The following is a 23,479-nucleotide window of genomic DNA, read 5'->3' on the forward strand; positions in this document are numbered from 1 at the left end:
CGGCCCGCCCTCCTCCGGGCTCCGGTCGGGGGCGCGCTCGCCGCGGCGATGGATGGGGGACGCGCATGGGCAGGAGGCCGCTGCCGCACCGGATTCGGGTCGACGGGGAGGTCCTGGTCGTCATATCGGAGAAGGAGTACGAGAGCCTGTTGGCCACCCGCCGGCAGGTCGGCGCCGGAGGAGCGCGGATACGGGTCCTCCAGCAGGCGCTCGCAGACGCGCTGGCCCGACTGGCATTGGCGGAAGGCGGCACGGCGACCGAGGGGGAGGTGCCCTGACCGCGCGGGGTGCGGGCCACCCGGGAGCGGCCCGCACCGGTGCTCAGCAGTGCCGGGGCAGGCCGAGGTTCTGGTAGATCTCGGTGGTGACGGTGGAGAAGTTCATCGTCATGAAATGCAGGCCGGGAACTCCCTCGGAAATCAGCCTTCGGCACATCTCGGTGGCGTGATCGATCCCGATGGAACGAACTGCCGCCGGGTCTTCGCCGTGCTTCTCCATTCGACTGGAAAGGCTCGTCGGGATGGCAGCGGTGCTGAGCGTCGGAATTCGCCGGAGCGAACGAATGCTGGTCACCGGCATGATTTCCGGAATCACTGGGATATCGCATCCGGCGCGCTGGAGACGGTCGCAGAAACGGAGGTAGCTGTCCACGTCGAAGAACATCTGTGTGATCGCATAGTCCGCACCCGAACGCCACTTCCCGATGAAGTGGCGGATTTCGTCGTCCCAGTCGGCCGAGCGAGGGTGCAGCTCCGGGAAGGCGGCCACGCCGACGCAGAAGTCGCCGGACTCCTTGATCAGGGACACCAGGTCGGCGGCGTACTCCACGCCGTCCGGGTGTCGGACCCAGGGGCCCAGCGGGTCCCCCGGCGGGTCGCCGCGCAGCGCCAGAATGTTGCGTACTCCCTGGTCGGCGTAGTGCCCGAGGATGTTGCGCAGCTCGGCGACGCTGTGGCCGACCGCGGTCAGGTGGGCGGCCGGAGTGAGCGTCGTCTCCTGCGCGATACGGCCGGTGACACCCACCGTCCGCTCCCGGGTGGAGCCGCCGGCCCCGTAGGTCACCGAGACGAAGGTGGGTGCCAGCGCTTCCAGGCGGCGGATCGCGTTCCACAGCCCGACCTCCGCCTCGGCGTTCCGCGGAGGCATGAATTCGAACGAATAGGAACGTTTTCCGGTGGCCAGGAGTTCGCGAACGGAGACCGCCCGGTCGGTGCGGGTGGAGGAGGTTCCCAGTGTCATGAAATCAGGCTATCCGGTACGCGTAGTGGTGTCTTCGGGAGTCCACTCCGTGATACGCGGGAGTTCGCCGGAGGAGACTGGAGGGGCTGCCCCGGAGGGAATTCCCGTCCGGCGGGTTTCGGTGGAAGAGTCGGGAGGAGCCGGTGCTGAGATGCCCCACAATGGGGTCATGGAAAGACCTTTGTTCGAGCTTCCAGGCATCCCCGTCCGGGACCGCTGCGCGGTGATGGGGATTCTCAACGTCACGCCGGACTCCTTCTCCGACGGTGGTCGCTGGCGGGACCCGGGCCGCGCTGTCGAGCACGGGCTCCAACTGGCGGCCATGGGCGCCGACGTCGTGGACGTGGGCGGAGAGTCCACCCGGCCCGGAGCGTGCCGGATCCCGGCCGAGGACGAACTGGCCCGGGTGCTGCCCGTGGTCCGCGCGCTGGCCCGACAGGGCGTCCCGGTGAGCATCGACACGATGCGGGCCCGGGTCGCGCAGGCAGCGGTCGACGCGGGGGCCCGTATCGTCAACGACGTCAGCGGCGGCCTGGCGGACCGGGCGATGGCCAGGACCGTTGCCCGCTCGGGCGTCCCCTTCGTGGTCATGCACTGGCGGGGACAGTCCCGGGCGATGGACGAGCTGGCCGACTACGACGACGTCGTCACCGAAGTGGTCGGCGAGGTGCGGTGCCGGATGGACGCCCTGGTATCGGCCGGCATGGATCCGCAACAGATCGTGGTGGATCCCGGGCTCGGCTTCGCCAAGGGACGCCGGGACGACTGGACGCTGCTCGCCTCCCTGGACGCCTGGGCCGCTCTCGGCCGTCCGCTGCTGGTGGGACCCTCCCGCAAGCGCTTCCTCGGCGAACTGCTCTCCGACCCGGCGACCGGAGAGTTCCGTCCGGCCCGCGAGCGGGACGCCGCCACCGCCGCGACAGCCGCCCTGGCCGCCGCCCAGGGAGCCTGGGCGGTGCGGGTGCACGAGGTCGGCGCCGTCGCGGACGCGGTCCGCGTCGAAGCCGCCCTGCGCGCCCACCGCCGAACCTCGATCTAGGAGCGCCGCACCATGGCCCGTCCCGCCGGCCGAAAGATCTTCGCGCACGCGAAGCTGCGGCGCCTGCGCCGAGAGCGCGGCATGAACCAGGTCGAACTGGCCCGCGAACTCGGCATCTCCACCAGCTACCTCAACCAGATCGAGCACAGTCAGCGCCCCCTCACCGCTGCGGTACTGCTGCGGATCTCCGAAGTCTTCGGCGTGGAAACGGAGTTCTTCTCCGAAGCCCACGATCAACGGCTCGCCACCGACGTGCGGGTCGCCCTCGCCGACGCGGCGGGAGGCTCCGCCGTCGCAGCGGAGGAGATCGCGGAGGTGAGCCGGGACCACCCCGACACCGCCCGGGCGCTCGTCGCGCTGCACCGCCGATACCGGGAAGCCGTCGCCCGGGTCGCCGAACTCGGCGACCCGGGCGGCACCGCCGCGGCCCTGGGCCCCGTCGAACCCCACGACCAGGTGAGGGACTTCTTCTACGCGCACCACAACCACATCGCCGCTCTCGACGAGGAGGCCGAACGCATCGCGGTCGCCCTCGGCGCGGACACCGCGGGTCGCACCGCCGCCGCGCTGGCGGCCAGGCTCGGCGAACGCCACGGGGTGCGGGTGCTGGACGCCGACCCGGGGAACCGGGCCGAGCTGCGCCGGTTCGACCCGGCGAGCGGCACGCTGCGGCTGTCGCCCTGGCTGGCCGACGGCCGGCGGGCCTTCCAACTCGCCACCCAGCTCGCACTGCTGGAGCACCGCCCGCTGCTCGACGCGCTGGTGGCGGCGGCCGAACCGGACCTCACCTCCGCGCAGGCCGCCGACCTGGCCAGGATCGGCCTCGCCAACTACTTCGCCGGCGCGCTGCTGATGCCGTACTCCGCCTTCCACGCCGCCGCGGAGGACCTGCGCTACGACGTCGAACTGCTCCAGGCCCGCTTCGGCGTCGGCTTCGAGACGGTCTGCCACCGGCTGTCCACCCTCCAGCGCACCGGCCGACGCGGCGTGCCGTTCTCCTTCCTGCGCGCGGACCGGGCCGGCAACATCTCCAAGCGGCAGTCGGCGACCGACTTCCATTTCTCCCGCCTCGGCGGCACCTGCCCGCTCTGGACCGTCTACGAGGCGTTCTCCGCACCCGGGCGGATCCTCACCCAGGTCGCCGAAATGCCCGACGGCAAGCGCTACTTCTGGATCGCCCGGACCGTGACCCACGGCGGCCACGGCCACCGCGCCCCCCGCAGCGAGTTCGCCGTCGCGCTCGGCTGCGAACTGCGCCACGCCCACCGCCTGGTCTACTCCGAGGGAATCGCCCTCGACGGGGGGCGGGCCGCCACCCCGATCGGCCTGGGCTGCCGGATCTGCGAACGGACGGACTGCGCCCAGCGGGCCCGGCCGCCGGCCGCCGGCCGGCTCGCGGTGGACCCGGACCGGCGCACCCGGGTGCCCTACCCGGTGGCCGTCGAGGGACGGCCACCGGGCACAGCGTGAACCCGGCTACGCGGAGGCCGGCACCGCCCGCTGGCCCGGGCCGTCGTAGGAGGCCAGCGGGCGGATCAGCGCGTTGTGGGCGAGCTGCTCGGTGATGTGGGCGGTCCAGCCGGTGATCCGGCTCATCACGAAGATCGGCGTGAAGACCGGGGTGTCGAAGCCCATCAGGTGGTAGGCGAGGCCGGCCGGGTAGTCCAGGTTGGGATGGATGCCCTTGCGCTCCAGCATCGCCCCGCGCAGCGCGGCATGAAGGGTGGCCAGGCGGGTGACTCCGGGGTCCGCCGAGTTCGCGACCAGCCGGTCGAGGGCGGCCTGCATGATCGGCACCCGCGAGTCGCCGTGCTTGTAGACCCGGTGACCGAAACCCATGATCTTGCGCTCGGCGGCGAGTGCCTCGTCGAGCCAGTCCGCGGCGCGGTCGGGGTCGCCGATCTCCTCCAGCATGTGCATCACCGCCTCGTTGGCCCCGCCGTGCAGCGGGCCCTTGAGGGCGCCGATCGCGGCGGTGACGGCGCTGTAGAGGTCGGAGAGGGTGGAGGTGACCACCCGGGCGGTGAAGGTGGAGGCGTTGAAGCTGTGCTCGGCGTACAGCACCAGGGAGATCTCGAAGCAGCGCACCGTCTCGGGGGAGGGCACCGCGCCGAAGCACATGTGGAAGAAGTTCTCGGCGTAACCGAGCGCCGGGTCGGGTGCGACGGGCGGCAGGCCGCGGCGGCGGCGCAGGTCGGCGGCGACCACGGTCGGCAGTTTCGCCAGCAGGTTCAGGGACTTGGCGAGGGCGGGGGCCGGACGCCCGTCGTCCTCGGTCGGGTCCTCGGCGCCGAAGAAGCTGACCGCGGTGCGCAGCACGTCCATCGGGTGGCAGGTCTCGGGCAGCTTGGCCAGCAGCTCCGCGGTGGTGCGGTCGAGCGGGCGCAGCGCGCTCTCCCGGGCCCGGAACTCGCGCAGTTGCGCCTCGTCCGGGAGCTCGCCGTGCCACAGCAGGTAGGCGGTCTCCTCGAAGGAGCGGTGTTCGGCGAGGTCCTGGACGGGGTAGCCGCGGTAGGTCAGGGAGTTGGTCTCCTGGATGACGGTGGAGATCTCGGTGGTGTCGACGACGACACCGGCGAGGCCGCGGTGGATCTCGGTCGTGGTGCTGGGCATGTCGGTGCCTCCGGTGCGTCAGGAGCCGGGCGGGAGGGTGAAGTCGAAGACGGCCGAGTCGAAGGCCGAGTACTCCTGGTAGTCGAGGAGTTCGTACAGGCGGGAGCGGGGCTGCATGCGGGGCAGCAGGGACTGCTGGGTGCCTTCGGCGGCGATGGTGCGCAGTCCGTCCTCGACGGCGCCCATGGCGAGGCGCAGCAGGGTGACCGGGTAGAGGGCGATGTCGTAGCCGAGGTCCTGCAGGGTGCGGGTGTCCAGCAGCGGGGTCTTGCCGAACTCGGTGAGGTTGGCCAGCAGCGGCACGTCGACCGCCTTGCGGAACGCCTCGTACTCGGAGAGGTCGGTGAGGGACTCGGGGAAGATCGCGTCGGCGCCGGCGTCGACGTACGCCTTGGCCCGGTCGATCGCCGCGTCCAGTCCTTCGACGGTGCGGGCGTCGGTGCGGGCCATCAGCAGGAAGTCCGGGTCGCGGCGGGCGTCGACGGCGGCGCGCAGCCGCCGGGTCATCTCGTCGCGGGGGACGACGCCCTTGCCGTCGAGGTGGCCGCAGCGCTTGGGGTTGATCTGGTCCTCCAGGTGCAGACCGGCCAGGCCCGCGTCCTCCAGCAACTGGACGGTCCGGGCCGCGTTCATCGGCTCGCCGAAGCCGGTGTCGGCGTCGATCAGCACCGGCAGGTCGGTGACCCGGGTGGTCTGCTGGGCGCGGGCGGCGATCTCGGTGACGGTGGTGAGGCCGATGTCGGGCAGGCCGAGGTCGGCGGCGAGGACCGCGCCGGACAGGTAGGCCGCCTCGAAACCGGTGTCCTGGATCAGGCGGGCGGAGAGCGGGTTGATCGCCCCCGGCATGGCCAACAGCCTTCCGGTGGCCAGGCGTTCGCGCAGGGCTCGGCGGCGCTGGGCGGGTGTGGTGCGGGTGTGCAGCATCAGAACAGGCCCTTCGGGAGGGTGGCGTCGAAGGCGCGCACCGCTTCGGTGTCGACGGCCGGGAACAGTTCGCCGAGGTCGCCGGCCCCGAGCTCGGGGAGGCCGGCCGCGGCGGCGAGGAAGCGGTCCTGGTCGGCCGGGGCGACGACGCCCTCGGCGAGGGTGCGGAACTTGCCCTCGTACGCGGGCCGGTCGAAGGGCCGGGCGCCGGCCGGATGGGCGTCGGCCACGCCCAGCTCGTCCTCGACCACGGAGCCGTCGTCCAGCGTGATCACGACGCGGCCGCCGAAGGCCCGGCGCTCCGGGTCGGGGTCGTGGTAGCGACGGGTCCACTCGGGATCCTCGACCGTGGTGATCTTCCGCCACAGCGCGACGGTCTCCGGACGGGCGGCCCGTTCGGGGGCGTAGGAGCGCTCGTGGTGCCAGCCGCCGTCCTCCAGGGCGACGGCCAGGATGTACGGGATGGAGTGGTCGAGCGTCTCGCGGCTCGCGGCGGGGTCGTACTTCTGCGGGTCGTTCGCGCCGGAGCCGATCACGTGGTGGGTGTGGTGGCTGGTGTGCAGGACGACCGAGCGCACCTTCTCCAGCGGGCCGGTCTTCTCGCGCAGGCGCCGGGCCAGATCAATGATCGCCTGGGCCTGGTACTCGGCGGAGTACTCCTTGGTGTAGGTGTCCAGGATCGCGCGGCGCGGCTCGCCCGGCTCCGGCAGCAGCACGCCGTAGTCGGCGGACGGGCCGTCGAGCAGCCAGGCCAGGAAACCGTCCTCGCCCTCGTAGATCGGCGACGGCGAGCTCTCGCCGCGCATCGCCCGGTCCACCGCTTCGATCGCGGCCTTCCCCGCGAAGGCGGGGGCGAACGCCTTCCAACTGGAGATCTCGCCCTTCCGGGACTGCCGGGTGGCGGTGGTGGTGTGCACCGCCTGCTGGACGGCCTGGTAGGTGACCTCCGTCGGCAGCCGCAGCAGCGCCCCGAGGCCGCAGGCGGTGGCCGCGCTCAGGTGGGCGACGTGGTCGATGCGGTGCGCGTGCAGGCAGATTCCCTTGACCAGGGCGACGTGCACCTCGTACGCGGTGACGACGGCCCGCAGCAGGTCCGCGCCGCTGCGGCCGGTGTGCTGGGCGACGGCCAGCAGCGGCGGGATGTTGTCGCCGGGGTGCGAGTAGTCGGCGGCCAGGTAGGTGTCGTGGAAGTCGAGCTCGCGCACGGCGGTGCCGTTGGCCCAGGCCGCCCACTCGGGGGAGACCCGGGCGCCGCTGCCGAACACCGAGGCGCCCGGGAGCACGGCCCGGTGGGCGGTGGCCTGGGCGCGGGCGACGGCGACGGGGCGGCGCAGCAGCGAGGCGACGGCCACCGACGCGTTGTCGATCACCCGGTTGACGGCCATGCTCACGCAGGCGGCCTCCAGTTCCTCGGTGGCGGTGGCCACCGAGGCGAGCTTCCAGGCGAGTTGGTCCTCGCGGGGGAGGCGGTCGGCGCTGGGGTGGACACGGACGCGGTGCTCGATCACGGGACTCCTCGTGGGCGTCGGCGGCTGGGGTTCGCATGATCGAGACTGCCGGTCGTCCCGGCCGTGGTCCAGCAGGCCAATCTGCGGAATCCGTACACGTCGGGGCTGCGAACCTGCGAATCCGGCGAAGAACCGGACGGGTCCCGGCGAGGACCGGTCGGGGAAGGAGGGCGCCCACCCCGGCGGTGCGGCGCACTCGCGTGGGTCGAGAACCGGTGGAAGCCCAAGTCGAGGCCTTGACCCGGTGTTTCAGGCCTCGCCATGATGGGCCGTCATATTTTCTGACTCCGCTGTTGGGGGAAGACCGGTCCGAATCCGGCGCTGACCCGCAACGGTAGGCCGTCGGCGACTGCCGACGGCGAGCCCGAACACCCGGCGGCGGAGGTGTGTGTCCACTCCTCCCGTCGTGGTCTGCGGGCCGGAGCTCCGAGGGCTGCGCGGCTGCGCGTCAGCTCCCTCCGGGCCCCGCGCGCCGGCCCGGAAAGGCTCACCGTGCCCGTGCTCCGCCGCTCCCTGGGTCTGCTCGCGACACCGGCGCTCGCGCTCGCGGCAACGCTCCCCGCAGCCGCCCCCGCCCAGGCGGCCCCCGCCGCCACCGCCACCGCTGCCACCACCGCCACCGTCCGTCCGGACGCGGCCGCCGCGGGCTGGCTGGCCCGCCAACTCGTCGACGGCGACCACTTCGAGACCGTCTTCGACGGCACCGCCTACCCCGACCAGGGGCTGACCGTCGACGCCGTGCTGGCGTTCGCCGCGTCCCACGGCTCCGACCGGGCCGCCGCGCGCGCCACCGCCTGGCTCGCCCGCCCGGAGAACACCGCCGGCTACCTGGGCGACGGCACCACCGAGGCCTACGCCGGGGCCACCGCCAAGCTGCTGCTCGCTGCCGAGGTCCGCGGCGAGAACCCGGCCGCGTTCGGCGGCGTCGACCTCCCGGCGCGCCTGCGTTCCCTGCAGACGCCGAGCGGCCGCTTCTCCGACCGCTCCCAGTGGGGCGACTACAGCAACTCCTTCGGCCAGTCCCTGGCCGTCATCGCCCTCGTCCGCACGCCCGCCGGAGCTCCGGCCGCCGCCGTCGACTTCCTGGCCGGCAGCCAGTGCGCGGACGGCGGGTTCCCGGTCTCCTTCGACCAGGGCGCCTGCACCGCCGACCCGGACGCCACCGCGTTCGCCGTCCAGGCACTCAAGGCGACCGGCCGCGACGCGAAGGCCGCGGCGGGCCTGAACTGGCTGACGGCCCACCAGAACGCCGACGGCGGGTTCGCTGCGGCCGGGGCGGCCTCCTCCAATGCCAACAGCACCGGACTGGCCACCGAGAGCCTGCTGGCCGCCGGCCGCCTCGGGGCCGGACTCAAGGGCTGGAGCGCCCTGGTCAAGCTCCAGCAGGGCTGCGCCGCGGACCCGGCCGTCCGGGGCGCGGTCGCCTACGACGCCACGGGTTTCGACCCGGGCAACGCCGCCCGAGCCACCGCCCAGGCCGTCCTCGGCCTGAGCGGCACTCCACTGGTCTCGCTCTCCGCCCACGGGGCCCGTTCCTCGGCGCCGGTCCTCGCGTGCCCCGCCGCCGCCCACTGACGCCCCGACAAGGAGCCCCCGCATGAGCGACACCCTCGCCCCCGCCCGCCAGGCCCGCCGCGTCCTCGGCTCGATCGCCGCCGCGACGGCGCTGACCGCCGCCCTGCTCGGCGTCTCCGCCGCCCGGGCCCCGCAGGCGCAGGCGGCAGCCTGCTCCGGCACCACCGGCGTCACCGTCGTGGTCGACTTCACCGCCCTCGGCGGCGGCATCCAGACCGGCTGCGCCCTCGGCGACCCCGCCAGCGGCCTCGCCGCCCTCACCGGCGCCGGGTTCTCGTACGCGTTCCACCCGCGCTACCCCGGGTTCGTCTGCACGATCAACAGCCTGCCGACGACCTGCACCAACCCCACCGGCACCGCGTACTGGTCGTACTGGCACGCCCAGCACGGCGGCGCCTGGACCTACAGCAGCCTCGGCGCCGGAAGCTACGACCCGGCTCCCGGCTCGGTCGAGGGCTGGTCCTTCGGCGCCGGTGCGCAGCCGGGCGTCACCGCGCCCTGACCCGCGGCACGACGGCGCCCCGCCGGTGACCGGCCCTCCGCGACGGAGGCCGTCGGCGCCGGCGGGGCGGTCCGGGGAGTCCGTGGGTGGCGGCGGGGCGGTCCGTCAGGTGCTGCGGTGGGGGTTCGGTTCCCGGGGCGGCGCCGTCGCGGTCGGTGCGTTCCGGGCCGCCGGCTGCCACTCGGTGTGTTCACGGATGATCCGATCATGTGAAGTGATTGTCCGTCATATTGCTTCAGGGGTAACGTCTTTTGCCATGGGGTGGGAGGATCCTTGGCTGGCGCGCATCGAGGACACCCAGGGGCGCGTACACGGTGCCGGGACGATGCTCGACGGCAGGTATGTGCTGACGTGTGCGCATGTGGTCCAGGACGCCGGCGGCGGGGACGAGGCCGGTCGCGAGGTCCGGGTCCGGATCGCCGGACGTCCCGATGTCGTCCATTCGGCGACCGTCGTCAAGAGCTGCTGGGTGCCTCCGCTGCTGGACGAACGCGGGGACGTGGCGGTCCTCGCCCTGGAGTCCGAGGTGCCGGGCGTGCCCCGGGCGAGGATCCGGCGGACCTGGCAGCGCGACGAGATCGTGCGGATCTTCGGCTTTCCGGCGGGCACCAACAACGGCCAGCTGGCCACCGCGAAGCTCGTCTCGTACGACTTCGCGAAGGAACGGATACAGCTCGACGCGGTGCTGGAGCAGCGCGTCGAGCGCGGGTTCAGCGGTGCGGCGGCACTCGCCGCGAGTGGTGAGATCCTCGGCGTGGTCGTGGTTGTCCGGGCGCCGCTCGCCGAGAGCAGCTGGATGGTCTCGGCCCCGACGCTGTACAAGTACGCGAGCGCGGTGCTCGAAGGGCACCTGGCGAGCCGGCCCCCGCAGGTGGCGCCGAGCGACTGGCCGTCGCCGCAGGCTCCGGTGGTCCTGGACGACCCGGTGCAGCTGGCGCTGACCCGGCACCTGGTCGGCTGGCTGGCGTCCGCCGGGCCGGGCGGGGTCTGCGCGATCGGCGGCGGCGGCGCGGTCGCGCTGACGTCCCGCCTGGTCGGCCTCACCATGCCGGGCTACCGCCGGGCCGCCTCCGACGAGACCGTCACCGGCGCCCCGCCCGGCACCGTCCCCCCGCTGGGCGAGGTGGACGCCGCCGTCGACGCGACCGGGCGGACGACGGAGCAGGTCGCCGAGCAGCTCGCGGAGAGCCTGAGCCTGCTGACCGACCGCGTCACCGACGACCTCTTCCACCAGCTGGAGGCGTTGGGCTCGCCGATCGTCGTCGTGGTGAACGCGGTCGACCTGGCCGCCGACCCCGCCGAGCTGTACTACCGGCTGCTCGAACCGATCGCCGCACGGGCGTCGAGCATCGGCGTGCGCCTGCTGCTCGCCTACCGGGGCGACCCGCCGCGGTACGTCCGCAGTGCGGTCGCGGCGAGCCTCGGGCAGCCTGCCGCGCCCGCCGCGCCCGCCACACCGGGCGGACGGCCCGGCGGAGCGGCGGAGTTCGCCCGCCGACTGGAACGGCTCGACCGGCTGGTCGAGGAAGTCGGGGCGGCCGAGCGCGACGCCCGGGTGCGCCGCGACCACGTCGCGCCGCGGATCCTCGGCACCCCGCCGCCGCAGGTCGCCGCCGCGGCCGCGCTCGCGGTCCGTCTGCGGGTGCTGCGGGACATCGGCGCGGCCGACGCCGGATCCACCCGCCAGGAATGGCTGTCGGCGGAACTCGACACCTGTGAGAAGACGGCCGCCCGGTCGCTGGCGCGGGCCCGACGCCTGCACGCCGAGTGCACGGCCCTGCTCGCCCGGCGCAACCGGGCCCGGGGACGACTGGACGCCTACCGCTCGGAAGCCGCCGCGCGCGGCCTGATCGAGGAACTGGGCGAGTCGTACGAGGCGGCCCGGCGGCTGCTCTACAGCGGCGGATGCGACCTGCCGATCGCCGAACTCCGGGTCGAGGAGTACCACCAGGCCGTTCGACGCGAGATCGACAGGAGGCGGGCATGAACCCGTGCAACCGTCCCGGCTGCGGCGGCGAACTCGACGTGACCGGCTACTGCCGGCGCTGCCTGCTCCCGCCACCGGCACCCGCACCGGCGAACCGCGAACGGCCGTCGGCCGCGGAGCCGGCCCCGGCCCGGCCGGCCCCGGTGCGCACCGGCCGCCGGCCGGCACCGCCCGTGCGCCCCGCCGAGCCCGTACAGCCGCCGCGTACGTCCGGCGACGACCCCTGGTGGGGACTCGGCCTCGTCACGCTGCCGACGATCGACGGACCGGAGCCGGGCCGCGCGGTCAGAGCCGCGCCGCAGATCCCCGAGGAGCGCAGGCTCTGCCCCAACCCCACCTGCCGCCGCCCCGTGGGCACCGGTCTCAACGGCCAGCCGAACCTGCTGGAAGGGCGCTGCCCGTACGACGGAACGGCCTACTCGTTCGTGCCGAGACTCGGCCCGGGCGAACTGCTGGCGGACCGCTACCGGGTCGAGGGCTGCATCGGGCACGGCGGCTTCGGCTGGGTGTACCTCGCCCACGACGAGCGCCTGAACAACCGCCCGGTGGCACTCAAAGGCCTGATCGACGCGGCGGACCCTGCCCGGATCGAGGAGGCCGCCGAGGAGAAGCGCTTCCTGATCGAACTCCGGCACGAGGACATCGTCGACATCTACGACTTCGTGACCCACGAGCCGGCGGGCGGCTCCCGGCACGGCTACCACGGCTACCTGGTGATGGAGTACGTGCCCGGCTACTCCCTGGAGCGCCCGGAACTGTTCGGCCGACTGGAGACCGAGCAGGTCATCGGCTACGTGCTGCGCGTGCTCCGGGCGTTCCAGTACCTCCACGACAGCCAGTACCTGTTCTGCGACCTGAAGCCGAGCAACCTGATGGTGTACGGCTCCCGGATCAAACTGATCGACCTCGGCGCGGTGCGCGAGGCCGGGCGGGCCGGCAGCGGGGCGTACTCGCAGGACTACATGGCCCCCGAACTGATGGTCACCGGGCCCACCGTCGCCACCGACCTCCACACAGTGGGCCGGACCCTGGAGTCGCTCGTCGGGTGGTACACCGACGACCCGGACAGCGCCCGCTTCGCCTCGCTGCGTCGGCTCATCGCGCGGGCTACCAACGCCGATCCGCAGCTGCGGTTCGGCTCGGCGGCCGAGATGGCCGGCCAACTGAGCGGCGTGCTGCGCGAGTTGGTCTCCCGCCGGGACGGCGTCCCGTACCCCGCGCCGTCGCTGCTCTTCGCCCGCTCCACCACGCTGCTCGACCCCGGGCTCGGGACGGTGCCGCCGCTCGACCGATGGACGAGCGCCGCGGCGCTGCGGGCGGCGGCCGAGGGCAGCTGCCGTCCGCTCGCCACCGCCCCGCCCGCGCCGGTGACGGCAGCCGCCGGGCTGCCCGAGCCGCTGGTCGACGCCCGCGACCCGGCCGCCGGGTTCCTCAGGGCGTCGGTCAGCGCCGATCCGGCCGTCGCCCTCTCCCAGCTCGCCTCCTACGCCGACGCGGTCCCGGCCCCCGCCCGCGCCTCCTCGCCCGAGGTCGAACTGCTGCGCTGCCGGCTCCACCTGCGCCTCGACGACCTCGAAGCGGCGCGCGCCGCACTGGACCGGGCGAGGATCCTGCTGCGGCCCGGGTGGCGGCTCAACTGGCACGAGGGACTGACCGCCCTGGCCGAGCAGCAGTTCGGCGGCGCCGAGAGGATGTTCACCGCCTGCCTCCGAATGCTGCCGGGCGAGCTCGCCCCGCAGCTCGCGCTGGCCCTGTGCGCCGAGTACCGGGCGACGACCGGCGAGGAGCTCGACGCCGCGGCGGCCGCCTACCTGGCGGTGTGGCGGACCGACAGCTGGCACGAGAGCGCCGCCTTCGGCCACGCCCGGACGAGGCTCCGCCGCGGCGACCGGGCCGGTGCCCTCGCGGCGCTGCGGCAGATCCCCGACACCTCGCCGCACCATCGCGCGGCACGGATCGCCGCACTGCGGATCCACACCGGGCGGCTCGCCGCCGGCCCCGCGGGCCTGCCCGACCGCGCGGACCTCACCGAAGCCGAACAGGTGCTGGCCGCACTGCCGTTGGACGAACCGGAGCGGCGCCGACTGGCCGCCCTGATCATGGAGGCCAGGCTCGACCGCCGGCTCAACCCGCGACCGGACCGGACCGCGCCCGACGACGAAGCCACCGAGCACGAGATCCGGTCCGGCCTGGAGAAGGAGTACCGGGCGTTCGCCCAGTGGGCGCCGGACGGGAACCGCCACACCGTGCTCGTCGACCTGGCCAACGCCGTGAGACCCATCACCACGCAGTGAACCGGAACGCTCCGACGGTTCGTCAATCTTTCATCGCGAACGGGGAATCGACACATGAGCGAAGCGCCGAGAGTCACCCTCGAGGCCAACTACGACAGGTACCACTCCCTGGACGAACGCGAGGTGCACGCCTACCTCACCGTGACCGCCGGCACCGCGGCCGGCCCCCGGGCCAGCCCGCCCGGGGACGCGCAGTTCGCCGAAGTCGTCCTGCTGGACCAGTCCGGCTCGATGAGCGCTCCGCGCACCAAGCTCCAACGGGCCAAGGAAGCGAGCTGCGCCGCCATCGACACCCTCCGCGAGGGAACCCGCTTCGCGGTCGTCGCCGGCACCCACGAGGCCACCATGGTCTACCCCCGGGACTCCTTCCTCGCCCCGGCCAACGCCGTCACCCGCGCGGAAGCCAAGCAGGCGGTCAACCGGATCGCTCCCGGCGCCCAGGGCACCGTCATCGGCGCCTGGCTCGACAAGGCCCGGGAACTGCTCGAACCGCACCGCGACCTGATCTGCCACGCGCTCCTGCTCACCGACGGACGCAACGAACACCAGGGCCGGTCGGCACGGTCGATGGAGACCGTGCTCGCCGACTGCCGTTCCGTGTTCACCTGCGACGCCCGCGGCATCGGCGCCGACTGGGAGCCCGCCGAGTTGAGACGGATCGCCGAGGAACTCCAGGGCACGGCCGACGCGGTGCCCGACCTGGCCGACCTGGCACCCGACTTCCGCGCACTGGTCCGCACCGCCATGGGCCGCACACTGTCCGACCTGGCCCTGCGGGTGCGCTGCGCACCGGGAGTGTCGGTGTCGGTCCTCGAACAGTCCCACCCGGCGGTGGCCGACCTGCTGGGCCACGGCCGACCACTGGCCGCAGCAGCCGTGACCGACTACCCGACCGGCCCCTGGAGCAGCGAAGCACGCCGGTTCGTCGCGACCTTCACCGTGACCGGCGACCGGACCGTCAACGCCGACCCGGAGACGCTGGCCTCCGTCGAAGTGGTCGTCGGCGCGATCGGCACCGAACTGGCCACGCCCGTCAGCCCCGTGGAGGTGATCACCGCGCGCTGGCTCGACCACCCGGCCCCGGAGACCGCCATCGGGGCCGATCGGCGCCGCCACGAGCAGGAGAAGGAGCTGTCCGCGCTCCGCTGGCGGGGCGGGGCGCTCTACCGCCAGGGCGACCGTGACGGGGCGTGCGAGGTCTGGGGCCGGGCCGTCGCGCTGGCCACCCAGCTGCGCAACGAGGACGCCCTGCGGCGACTGGGCAAGGTCGTCCGCGTCGAGGACGCCGTACAGGGCCGGGTCAGCCTGCTGCCGGACATGGATCCGGACTACGTCCTGCAGTCCATGATGGGCACGGTCACCAGCAGCAGCTCGTACGGCCTCTCGCACCACCCGACGCCACGCGCCGACCCGGCGGCCGGACGCCCGTCGGGCCCCGGCCCCACCTGCCCGAAGTGCGGCCGGATCGCCGTGCCCGGCGCACGGTACTGCCAGGCCCCCTCGTGCGACCACGTATTCACCGACGACGCACCGGCGGTGGGCGGATGACGGCCACCGGCACGGTCGCGCCCGAGCCGGTCGCGGACGAACCGGCGACGCCCTCCACGACCGCGCGCACCCTGCGCCGACTCCGCGGGGCACTGGTGGCGGGCAGCCTGCTGACCGGGGCCCTGTGCCTGGTGGTGTCCAGCCAGGCCCACGCCGGAACCGACGCCGCCGGCGGGCGGGCCGCCCCCGCGCTGCTCCGGGCCGAGGCCGCCTACAGCGCGCTCGCGGACGCCCAACGCGTGGCCGTGCACGGCTTCCTGCAGGGCACCGTGGTCCTCGGCGGACTCGGCGACCAGTACCAGAACGACATCGCCGCGATCAACCAGAACCTCTCCGAGCTGGCCAGGTACAACGTGGCGGGCCCCGAAGCCACCAGCGACCTGCAACTCGTCGAAGGGCTGGTCGTCGCCTACAACGCCGAGATCGAGCAGGCCGCCGCCGACTACCAGCAGACCGGCGAACTCGCCCGCGCCCTGCCGGCCCTCTGGTACGCCACCCTCCAGTACCACGAGATCTCGGACACCCTGGACCGGCTGCGGACGGAGGGCCGCGCGGCACTGACCGACCGGCGCGACTCGGCCTGGCTGACCGGCACCACGGACCTGCTGTTCCTGGTGCCGTTCGCCCTGGTGCTGGCGCTGTTCGCACGGGCCCAGTACGTGCTGCGCCGCCGGTTCCACCGCCGCTTCAGCAGCTGGCTGACGGCCGCGGCGCTCGCCCTCACCGCGACGGCCCTGTGGTGCGGTCTCTCGCTCCGCACCTCGGACGGACACCTGCACTCGGCCCTGGGCGGTCCGTTCGCCCAAGCGGTCACCCTGGCGCAGCAGCAGTCGGGCCGGTCCGCCGGCCAGGCCGGCGAGGACCTGTTCGCCATCGTCGCGCAGGCCTGCCCGACCACAACCCGGTACTGCGGAACCGGCCTGACACCGCCGACACCCGGACCGACGACCGGCGGGACGGCCGAGGACGGCCACCAACTGGGCCAGGCCGAGGCCGAGTTCACGAAAGGGGTGACCGCGGCGGACGCCTCCTCCACCGAACGCCTGACCGTTGTCGTGCTGCTGACCCTGGCGGCCGCCGCAGCGGCCGCCCGCGCGCTGAACCCGCGCATCGACGAGTACCGGTTCGGAGGCCGATGATGCGGCACAGACGCCGGACGGCGCTCCGGCTCCTCCTGGTCCTCACCCTGCTGACGGCGTCCGCCTCCTGCCTCGGCGGCGCCCCGTCCGACCGGCGTGTCCTGACCATCCTGACCCCCTGGACCGCCGGCGCCGAGAAGGACTCCTTCCAAGCGCTGATCGACGCCTTCGAGGCCGACAACCACGACATCACCGTCCACGCCTCGCCCACCCGGGCGCTCGACCAGGTCCTGCGGGCCGGCGTGCAGAAGGGCGAGGAACCGGACCTGGCGGTCGTGGCGAACCCCGGGGCGCTGCGCTCCTACGCGCAGCAGCACGCCCTGGTCCCGCTGGACGGCTTCCGGAACAAGGCGCTCGGCAGCGAACTCGTCGAGCGGCTGAAGTCCGACTACGACCCCCAGTGGTACCGCCTCGGGGAGGCCGGGACGGGTCGTCCGTACGCCGTCGTCGTCAAAGCCTCCGTCAAGAGCCTGATCTGGTACAACAGTCGACAGCTCGGCACCCCGCAGCTCACCGGCTGGGACGACCTGGTCGACGTCGGCCGCTCGATCGCCCAGCGGGGCGGGACGCCCTGGTGCCTGGCCGTGGCCGACCCGCCCAACTCGGGGTGGCCCGGCACCGACTGGATCGAGGACATCCTGCTGCACCAGTCGGGCGCCGAGGCCTACACGGCCTGGGTCGACGGCCGGCTCAAATGGACCTCCCCGCAGGTCGACGCGGCCTGGCAGGCGTGGGGGCAGACCGTCACCGCCCAGGGCGCGCTCCGCGGCGGCCCGCTGACCGCGCTCCTGACCAGCTACGGCGAAGGGGCCTACCCGCTGTTCACCTCACCGCCCGGCTGCTACCTCGGGCACGGCGCCCTCGTCACCCCGGACCCCGCCGCCCGGACCAAGCCCGTCCCGGGACAGGACTACGACTTCGTCGCGTTCCCGGACTTCCCGCCGACATCCACGTCCACGTCCACGTCCGCCTCCGGGCCGACGTCCGGGCCGACGTCCACGCCGACGTACGAGGTGTCGGGCGACCTCGTCGCGATGTTCCGCGACTCGCCCGAGGGGGAGAGGTTCATGGACTTCCTGGCGAGCCGGAAGGCCCAGCAGATCTGGCCGGAACACCAGCCGGAGGCGGCCTTCTCCGCCAACCGGGCCGTCACGCAGGCGCTGGCCCAAAGCGCGCCCGACGGCATCGCCCGCCGGATCAACGGCCTGCTGGCCTCGCCCGCCACCCTGTGCTTCGACGCCTCGGACACCATGCCCAGCACCATGGCGGCCGCGTTCCACCGTGCGGTGCTGGAGTACCTGAACGACCCGACCCGGCTGCCGGAGATCCTCGCCGGCCTGGACAAGGTCCAGGCCGACGCCTATCCGCAGCCGACCCGGAGCTCGGTCTGCCCGTCCACGTCCGCGGCATCCCCGGGCCAGGAGGGCGGGTGACAACCCGCACCGAATCCGCCCTCGCGGCCGGCGGCACGCCGGTGTCCGACAGCGAGGGCGCCGGCACCGCAGCGGCCGGGGAAGCGGGGACGCGGACCGGCCGCGGCGGAACCGGGACGGCGCTCAGCGCCCGCCCCGGGCCGGGGCCGCCGCCCCGGTGTCCGCACGGCGCTTGCGGAGTGCCCAGTAGCTCGCGATGCCGATGCCGATGAGGAGCCAGCCGAGGCCGAGGAGTTGGGCGTGCGGATTGGCGTTCCACAGGGCGTAGCCGAGCACCGCGGTGCCGAGCAGCGGCGAGACCCAGTGCAGGAACCAGTTCCGGCTGCGCCCCCGGATCCCGAAATGGACGATGACGGCGACATTGAGCAGGATGTAGGCGGTCAGCGCGCCGAAGGTGACGAGCGTGGTGAGCAGTTCCTGCTCGGTGGTGCCGGCGATGCCGATGACCAGGGACAGCCCGGCGATCAGGAACATCGCGTTCCGCGGAACCTGGTTCCTGCCGACTTCGGCGAAGACCGCCGGCAGTTGACGGTCCCGGGCCATGCTGAAGACCAGACGGCTGGAAGTGGCCTGGGAGGCGATCGAGTTCGCGAAGATCGCGACGAGGGCGGACGTCAGGGTGATGACCACCTGGAACCAGTGCCCGACGACCTGGCCGGCGATCTCGTAGAACGCGTTGTTGACGGGATCGCCGTCCGCGAAGACGGTGTCGGACGGCACGAAGATCGCGGCAAGGTACACCTGGGCGACGAACAGCAGGGTGACCACGACGAGGACGATCATGGTCGCCTTCGACACGGTCCTTCCACCGCCCTTCGCCTCCTCGTTCAGGGTCGAGATCGCGTCGAAGCCGATGTAGCTGAGGGCGGCGATGGGGATGGCGCCGAACACGATCTGCCAGGAGAACTCGTCGGCCTGGAAGATCGGATCGAAGGTGAAGGTTCCGCGCCCCTGGGCAACCGCGACGACGGCGCCGATCACGAAAACGGCGAGGACGAGACACTGGATGGCCAGGAACACCAGGTTCATGCCGGCGGTGAGCGTGATTCCACGCAGGTTGATCGCCGCCGCGAGAACCACGAAGAGGATCACCCAGACGAACTCCGGAATGCTCGGAACGATGCTCTTCATCGCGGCCGCGGCGAACACCGAGAGCAGAGCCGGGAGCAGCAGGTAGTCCAGCAGGATCGCCCAGCCCGAGACGAACCCGAAGAACCGGTTGATGCCGAGGCGGACGTACGAGTAGACGGAACCCGCGACCGGGAAGCGCTTCGCCATCTCCTTGTAGCTCATCGCGCTGAACACCATCGCGACACCGGCGACGATGTAGACGAGCGCGGGCATGCCGTGGGAGAAGTTGTAGATGATGCCGAAGACCGCGAGCGGCGCCATCGGAACCATGTAGATGAGCCCGTACACGACGACATCGCCGAGCGACATCGTCCGCTTGAGCTGCTGGGTGTATCCGAGTTCTTCGAGAATGTCGTCGGGTCTTGAAATTTCCTGGTGCTGCGGACCGGCCAAGGCGCCTTTCCTTTCGGGTTCAGTGCTCATCGAGGAAGCCGCGGAGCGCGGCGAGATATGCGGCGGACTGTTCGAGATGAACGTTGTGGGTGCCCGGCAGGACGGCGAACTCACTGCGCGGGTTGGCTCCGGCGAACTCGCGGAGCGTGTCGGGGCGCGCCTCGTCGTCCGAGCCGGTGATCCAGAGCGTGGGGACGTCCACGGCGGCGGCCGTCCCGGAGAGATCGGCTCCGCCGAGGGTTCCGGTCTGGCTGAACTCGTTCGGCCCCCACATGCTCTCGTACACGTCGGTGGCCAGTCGGTCCATCGACTCCCGCAGTGGACCCGGCCACGGCTCCAGGGCGCAGAAGTGCCGGCGATAGAACTCCTGCTCCGCGTCGGCGTAGTACGGCTCGCTGGGCCCGACGGCGATCGCGTGCGGAAACGGCGCCGGTAGTTCGTCGATCAGCCGCCGGGCGTCCTCGCACCACCGGTCGACGCTGACCAGGGGGCTCGCGAGGACCAGGGACGCGACCCGTTCGGGGTGGGCGGAATAGCAGGACAGGGCGAGCAGCCCGCCCCAGGAGTGCCCGAAGAGATGGACCCGGTCGTGGCCGAGGTGCTCGCGGACAAGGTCCACGTGTGCGGTGAAGACCTCGAGGGTGAGATCGGCCGGATCGGCCGGCCGGTCGGATTCTCCGCAGCCGAGCTGGTCGAAGAGGATCACGGGGCGTTCGTCGGCGAGTTCGAACAGCAGGGACAGATACTCGCCGGGCATTCCCGGCCCTCCGTGCAGCACCAGCAACGGGAGTCCGGCAGCGCCGTCCGGGACATGCGCGCGGTAGGAGAGACGCCCTTGCGGGGTCGGGACGAAACCCGTCCGAACGTCCACCTCACGCCGCATATGTGGAGATGTCGACACCTCGCCTCCTTTGACTGTGGTGGCTCACCATCTCATAAAAGGTTCCATGGCGGAACCTTTAGTTGGGCAAGATCCTTGCCGGATGATGGAGGGGTGTCGGAACCTGAAGAGACCCATACCGAACCGTTCCCGCGGGGTGCCCGGACGCAGACGCTGAGTGATCGGATCGGGGACCGCCTGATCGTCGCGATCGCGATCGGCGAGTACCTGCCTGGGGTGCAGCTCTCACCGGAACGGGAGCTCGCCGCAGCGCTGGGGGTGGGGCGGGTGACAGTGCGCGCCGCCATCGCCCGACTCGTGGATCTCGGGCTCCTGCAGAAGCGCCGCGGACGCAACGGCGGCACCTTCGTCATCGGGTCGGACGCCGTCCGTGCGGAGCCCGAGATCGCCCAGGTCCTGGAGGCCGCCCGCGCACAGCTCCTCGACCAGTACGAGGCGGAGAGCTGGATGCACGGCGCCGTCGCGGCGGCGGCGGCGCAGCGCCACACCGGATCCGATCGGCAGGCGCTCCTGCTCCGCCTCGAAGAATTCCGGGCGGCGGGCTCGGGGCCCGAAGCCCAGGCCGCGGACGAACTCCTGCACGAGACGATCGCGCGCGCGGCTCGGAGCCCGGCGCTGCGCGACTCCCTGCTGGCGCTGGAACGGCGCATCCACGTCCGCGCCCCGCTGCACCCCTGGGGCACGGAGGCGACCTGGCAGGACATGGAGCGCCGCGCCCTCCGCGACCACGAACGCCTCGTCGAAGCCATCCTCGCGCGGGACGTCGCCGCGGCCCACGAGATCGGACGCCTGCACGCGCGCATCAACATCGAGCACATCGAAGCAGTCCACGTCCAGATCCGAACCGATGCGGACCGGGCCCGTACGGCGTAGCGGAAGGAAGTCCGTCCGCCCGCCGGGGTGCTGACGGTCAGTCAGATGTCGGCCCGTCGGGTCACGGCACGGCGGTCGGCGGCGGCAGGCAGTTCTGGCCGGTCCAGGTGGCGCTGGGGCTCGGCACCAGCGCGGCCGGGGCGGGCGAGGCCGGGGCCGCCGGGGTGGAGGCGGGGGCCGGGCCGTCGGTGGAGCGGGTCGGCACCGGCGGGCTGGAGCGCGGCGGGCTGGGCGGCGCGCCGGTCATGTCCGGGCAGGCGGGGACGCCGGTGGTGCTGCCGAACAGCGAGATCTGCTGGACCTGGTAGGGGCCCTGCCCGTACCAGCCGTGGAAGTACACGGTGAGGATCTGGGTCTTGGCGCCGATCTTTACGGTGGCGTGGAGCCGGGTCCGGTCGGGGCCGTCGGCCCAGCGGTAGACGGCCTCGGTGTCCTCGCCGCCGGATACGCCGACGAAGGCGAACGAGCCGGAGACGGTCGCGGTCAACTCGTACGTGCCGTACGGGCGGACCGAGACCAGCTGGGTGCAGCCGGCGAAGTCGTGGCTGCCGGGGCGGCCCTCGACGCCGCCCCCGGCGAGCCCGGCGACCTGGCCGTCGCAGGTCCAGCTGTCGGCCAGCGGGCCGCGGAAGGCGCCGTCCTGGACGACCTCGTAGCCGGTCGCCCCGGCAGTGCCGGAGCCGATCAGGCCGAACGCCGCAGTGGCGGCGAGCACGATGGCGCCGGCCGGGCCGGTGAGCGGGGCGCGGTCGCGGCGGCGACCGGCGGAGCGGGTGGAACGGGTGGGTGCACGCATGCCGTGGCTCCGGTGTGGGGAGTGCGGGAGGGCGGCGGTGCGAGGGAGTGGACCACACCCTGATGGATGCCGCAGGTCCCCGTCAAGAGGAGGCAAAGGTCGATTCCGGACCGCCGCCCGGAATTGACCGAACCTCTGCTGACGAAGCGTCAGAACAACTGCGGGCGCGCCCGGGTGGAACGGCTGGCGGCGTCCGGTCGGTCTGCCGGCGTGTTCGAGGTCAGGTGGGGCTGGGCGTGCCGGCGGGGGCGGGGGTGTCGGCGAGGTGCGGCCGGGCGGTGTGCGGACGGTGGCGTTCGGCCCAGCGGACGGCGAGGGGCGCGGTCAGGCCGGTGAGGGCGAAGAGCGCGCCGACGACGTACCAGCCGGGGCGTCCCCAGGTGATGCAGAGGGAGATGAGCAGGGTGGGGCCGACGGCTTCGGAGAGCCCGGCGCCGAGGCCGAAGACGCCGAGGTACTGGCCGGTGGCGTGGGTGGGGGCGAGGGCGAAGGAGATCTCGAAGCCTGCGGCGGAGTGCCACAGTTCGCCGATGGTGTGGACGGCGACGGCGGTGAGGACGAGTGCGGCGGCGGCCCAGGTCGGCACGCCGGCGGACAGCGGGACGAGGGCGCAGGCGAGGAGGAAGGCGGCGCCGGCGCGGCGGTAGGCGGTGGCGCCGGCGGTGGGGGTGTCGATGCTGCGGCCGGCCCGGATCTGGCAGAGGACGACGAGGGTGGTGTTGAGGAGCATCGTGCCGGAGATGAGCCAGTGGGGGGCGGTGGTCCTGGAGACCAGCCACAGCGGCACGGCGACGGTGAGCACTCTGAACTGGATGGCCATGATGCCGTCGAGCGCGGTGAGCAGGAGGTAGGGGCGGTCCCGGAGGGCGATCCAGCGGGGGCCGTCGGTGTGCGGTTCGGGCTCGATCGGCCGCAGGGCGAGCATGACGGCGGCGGATGCGGCGAACGCCACCGCGTTGCCCGTGACCATGAGCCGGTACGCGTCCGCGGTGCCGACCTGGACGGTCCAGCCCGCGAGGACTGCTCCGAGGGAGATGCCGATGTTGGTCACGGCGCGCAGGTAGGCGCGGAACTCCTGCGGCCGTTCGCCGCCGTGGTGGCGGATGAGCGGGCTGCGGGCGGCCAGACCGGCGCCTTTCGCGCCGATGGCCGCGCAGACCGTGGCGACGAACGGCCAGAAGCTGTGGGTGAACAGGAATCCGGTCGTGGCGAGGGCCTGGACGACGAGCGTCGTGACGTACACGCCGCGTGCCCCGAGCCGGTCGGCGAGGTGGCCCACCGCGATGCCGGCGGCGAGGGCGGCGGCTCCGGCGATGCCGAGTCCGAGGCCGACCTGGGCCGCCGGGAGGTGGACGGCTTCGGTGAAGTAGAGCACGCCCGCGGTGAGGTAGAGGCCGCTGCCGACGGTGTAGACGAAGTTCGAAGCGGCGATGACTCGTTGTGGTCCGGTGGCGGGTAGCAGGTGGGGCATGGCGTGCTCCGCGTCCTGGGCAGGGTGTAGGGGGTCTGGGTGTAGGGGGCATTGAGGCTTGCTGCACATTACAAGCAGGTGCGAGCAGGTTGCAGGGAAATGGCGGAAACGGG

General features: G+C 72.8%; 19 protein-coding genes and 1 riboswitch. Of the genes, 11 read left to right on the forward strand and 8 right to left on the reverse strand.

Annotated features, from left to right (window positions below):
• The first annotated feature begins 65 nt into the window (after positions 1–65).
• Entirely contained in the window at positions 66–278 is a 213-nt protein-coding gene (locus ACIQF6_RS23900) for a hypothetical protein (protein ID WP_400898214.1), read from the forward strand.
• 43 nt (positions 279–321) lie between these two features.
• Here the strand turns inward: ACIQF6_RS23900 and metF are convergent, their stop codons facing one another.
• Positions 322–1,239, reverse strand: a complete 918-nt coding sequence (metF, locus tag ACIQF6_RS23905) for a methylenetetrahydrofolate reductase [NAD(P)H] (protein ID WP_400898216.1) — start codon at positions 1,237–1,239, stop codon at positions 322–324.
• Between the two features lie 169 nt (positions 1,240–1,408).
• Between metF and folP the strand changes: the two genes are divergently transcribed.
• Together folP and ACIQF6_RS23915 are read left to right on the forward strand one after the other, a co-directional pair.
• The gene (gene folP, locus ACIQF6_RS23910; protein WP_400898218.1) at positions 1,409–2,278 is read left to right on the forward strand and encodes a dihydropteroate synthase; all 870 of its coding nucleotides are present in this window, start codon (positions 1,409–1,411) and stop codon (positions 2,276–2,278) included.
• Positions 2,279–2,290: 12 nt separating this feature from the next.
• Positions 2,291–3,748 (forward strand): short-chain fatty acyl-CoA regulator family protein, encoded by a 1,458-nt coding sequence (locus tag ACIQF6_RS23915; protein WP_400898220.1) that lies wholly within the window; start codon positions 2,291–2,293, stop codon positions 3,746–3,748.
• Positions 3,749–3,754: 6 nt separating this feature from the next.
• Here ACIQF6_RS23915 and ACIQF6_RS23920 read toward each other — a convergent pair whose 3' ends face one another.
• Genes ACIQF6_RS23920 through ACIQF6_RS23930 form a run of 3 tightly spaced genes read right to left on the reverse strand, consistent with a single transcriptional unit; the run spans position 3,755 to position 7,323 of the window.
• A complete protein-coding gene (locus tag ACIQF6_RS23920; protein ID WP_400898222.1) occupies positions 3,755–4,891 on the reverse strand; it encodes a bifunctional 2-methylcitrate synthase/citrate synthase in 1,137 nt (378 codons plus the stop codon).
• Positions 4,892–4,909: 18 nt separating this feature from the next.
• Positions 4,910–5,815 carry a methylisocitrate lyase gene (gene prpB / locus ACIQF6_RS23925; protein ID WP_400898224.1) on the reverse strand — a complete coding sequence of 302 codons (906 nt, stop codon included), beginning with the start codon at positions 5,813–5,815 and terminating at the stop codon, positions 4,910–4,912.
• The gene (locus ACIQF6_RS23930; RefSeq protein ID WP_400898226.1) at positions 5,815–7,323 is read right to left on the reverse strand and encodes an MmgE/PrpD family protein; all 1,509 of its coding nucleotides are present in this window, start codon (positions 7,321–7,323) and stop codon (positions 5,815–5,817) included. Before ACIQF6_RS23930 ends, prpB begins: the two co-directional genes overlap by 1 nt.
• Before the next feature lie 253 nt (positions 7,324–7,576).
• A riboswitch (cobalamin riboswitch) is annotated at positions 7,577–7,718 on the forward strand.
• Between the two features lie 97 nt (positions 7,719–7,815).
• Between ACIQF6_RS23930 and ACIQF6_RS23935 the strand changes: the two genes are divergently transcribed.
• From ACIQF6_RS23935 to ACIQF6_RS23965, 7 genes are all read left to right on the forward strand, one after another.
• Positions 7,816–8,898 (forward strand): prenyltransferase/squalene oxidase repeat-containing protein, encoded by a 1,083-nt coding sequence (locus ACIQF6_RS23935; RefSeq protein WP_400898228.1) that lies wholly within the window; start codon positions 7,816–7,818, stop codon positions 8,896–8,898.
• A gap of 22 nt (positions 8,899–8,920) precedes the next feature.
• Positions 8,921–9,400, forward strand: a complete 480-nt coding sequence (locus ACIQF6_RS23940) for a flagellar hook-length control protein FliK (protein ID WP_400898230.1) — start codon at positions 8,921–8,923, stop codon at positions 9,398–9,400.
• Positions 9,401–9,656: 256 nt separating this feature from the next.
• Positions 9,657–11,387 (forward strand): trypsin-like peptidase domain-containing protein, encoded by a 1,731-nt coding sequence (locus tag ACIQF6_RS23945; protein ID WP_400898232.1) that lies wholly within the window; start codon positions 9,657–9,659, stop codon positions 11,385–11,387.
• Entirely contained in the window at positions 11,384–13,681 is a 2,298-nt protein-coding gene (locus tag ACIQF6_RS23950) for a tetratricopeptide repeat protein (RefSeq protein ID WP_400898234.1), read from the forward strand. Before ACIQF6_RS23945 ends, ACIQF6_RS23950 begins: the two co-directional genes overlap by 4 nt.
• A gap of 54 nt (positions 13,682–13,735) precedes the next feature.
• On the forward strand, positions 13,736–15,229 hold the full coding sequence (locus tag ACIQF6_RS23955) for a VWA domain-containing protein (RefSeq protein WP_400898236.1): 1,494 nt from the start codon (positions 13,736–13,738) through the stop codon (positions 15,227–15,229).
• On the forward strand, positions 15,226–16,368 hold the full coding sequence (locus tag ACIQF6_RS23960; RefSeq protein ID WP_400898238.1) for a hypothetical protein: 1,143 nt from the start codon (positions 15,226–15,228) through the stop codon (positions 16,366–16,368). The genes ACIQF6_RS23955 and ACIQF6_RS23960 overlap by 4 nt, the downstream gene beginning before the upstream one ends.
• Positions 16,368–17,801 (forward strand): ABC transporter substrate-binding protein, encoded by a 1,434-nt coding sequence (locus tag ACIQF6_RS23965; protein WP_400898240.1) that lies wholly within the window; start codon positions 16,368–16,370, stop codon positions 17,799–17,801. Before ACIQF6_RS23960 ends, ACIQF6_RS23965 begins: the two co-directional genes overlap by 1 nt.
• A gap of 123 nt (positions 17,802–17,924) precedes the next feature.
• Here the strand turns inward: ACIQF6_RS23965 and ACIQF6_RS23970 are convergent, their stop codons facing one another.
• Positions 17,925–19,325, reverse strand: coding sequence for an APC family permease (locus tag ACIQF6_RS23970; RefSeq protein ID WP_400898242.1), 1,401 nt, complete (start codon positions 19,323–19,325; stop codon positions 17,925–17,927).
• 19 nt (positions 19,326–19,344) lie between these two features.
• A complete protein-coding gene (locus ACIQF6_RS23975) occupies positions 19,345–20,208 on the reverse strand; it encodes a proline iminopeptidase-family hydrolase (protein WP_400898362.1) in 864 nt (287 codons plus the stop codon).
• 111 nt (positions 20,209–20,319) lie between these two features.
• Here ACIQF6_RS23975 and ACIQF6_RS23980 point away from each other — a divergent pair, with 111 nt between their 5' ends.
• Positions 20,320–21,099, forward strand: coding sequence for a FadR/GntR family transcriptional regulator (locus ACIQF6_RS23980; protein WP_400898244.1), 780 nt, complete (start codon positions 20,320–20,322; stop codon positions 21,097–21,099).
• 61 nt (positions 21,100–21,160) lie between these two features.
• Here the strand turns inward: ACIQF6_RS23980 and ACIQF6_RS23985 are convergent, their stop codons facing one another.
• Entirely contained in the window at positions 21,161–21,895 is a 735-nt protein-coding gene (locus ACIQF6_RS23985) for a hypothetical protein (protein WP_400898246.1), read from the reverse strand.
• 220 nt (positions 21,896–22,115) lie between these two features.
• Positions 22,116–23,366 carry an MFS transporter gene (locus tag ACIQF6_RS23990; RefSeq protein ID WP_400898248.1) on the reverse strand — a complete coding sequence of 417 codons (1,251 nt, stop codon included), beginning with the start codon at positions 23,364–23,366 and terminating at the stop codon, positions 22,116–22,118.
• Positions 23,367–23,479: the final 113 nt, after the last annotated feature.

Source organism: Kitasatospora sp. NPDC092948, from assembly GCF_044754805.1.
Classification (GTDB): domain Bacteria; phylum Actinomycetota; class Actinomycetes; order Streptomycetales; family Streptomycetaceae; genus Kitasatospora.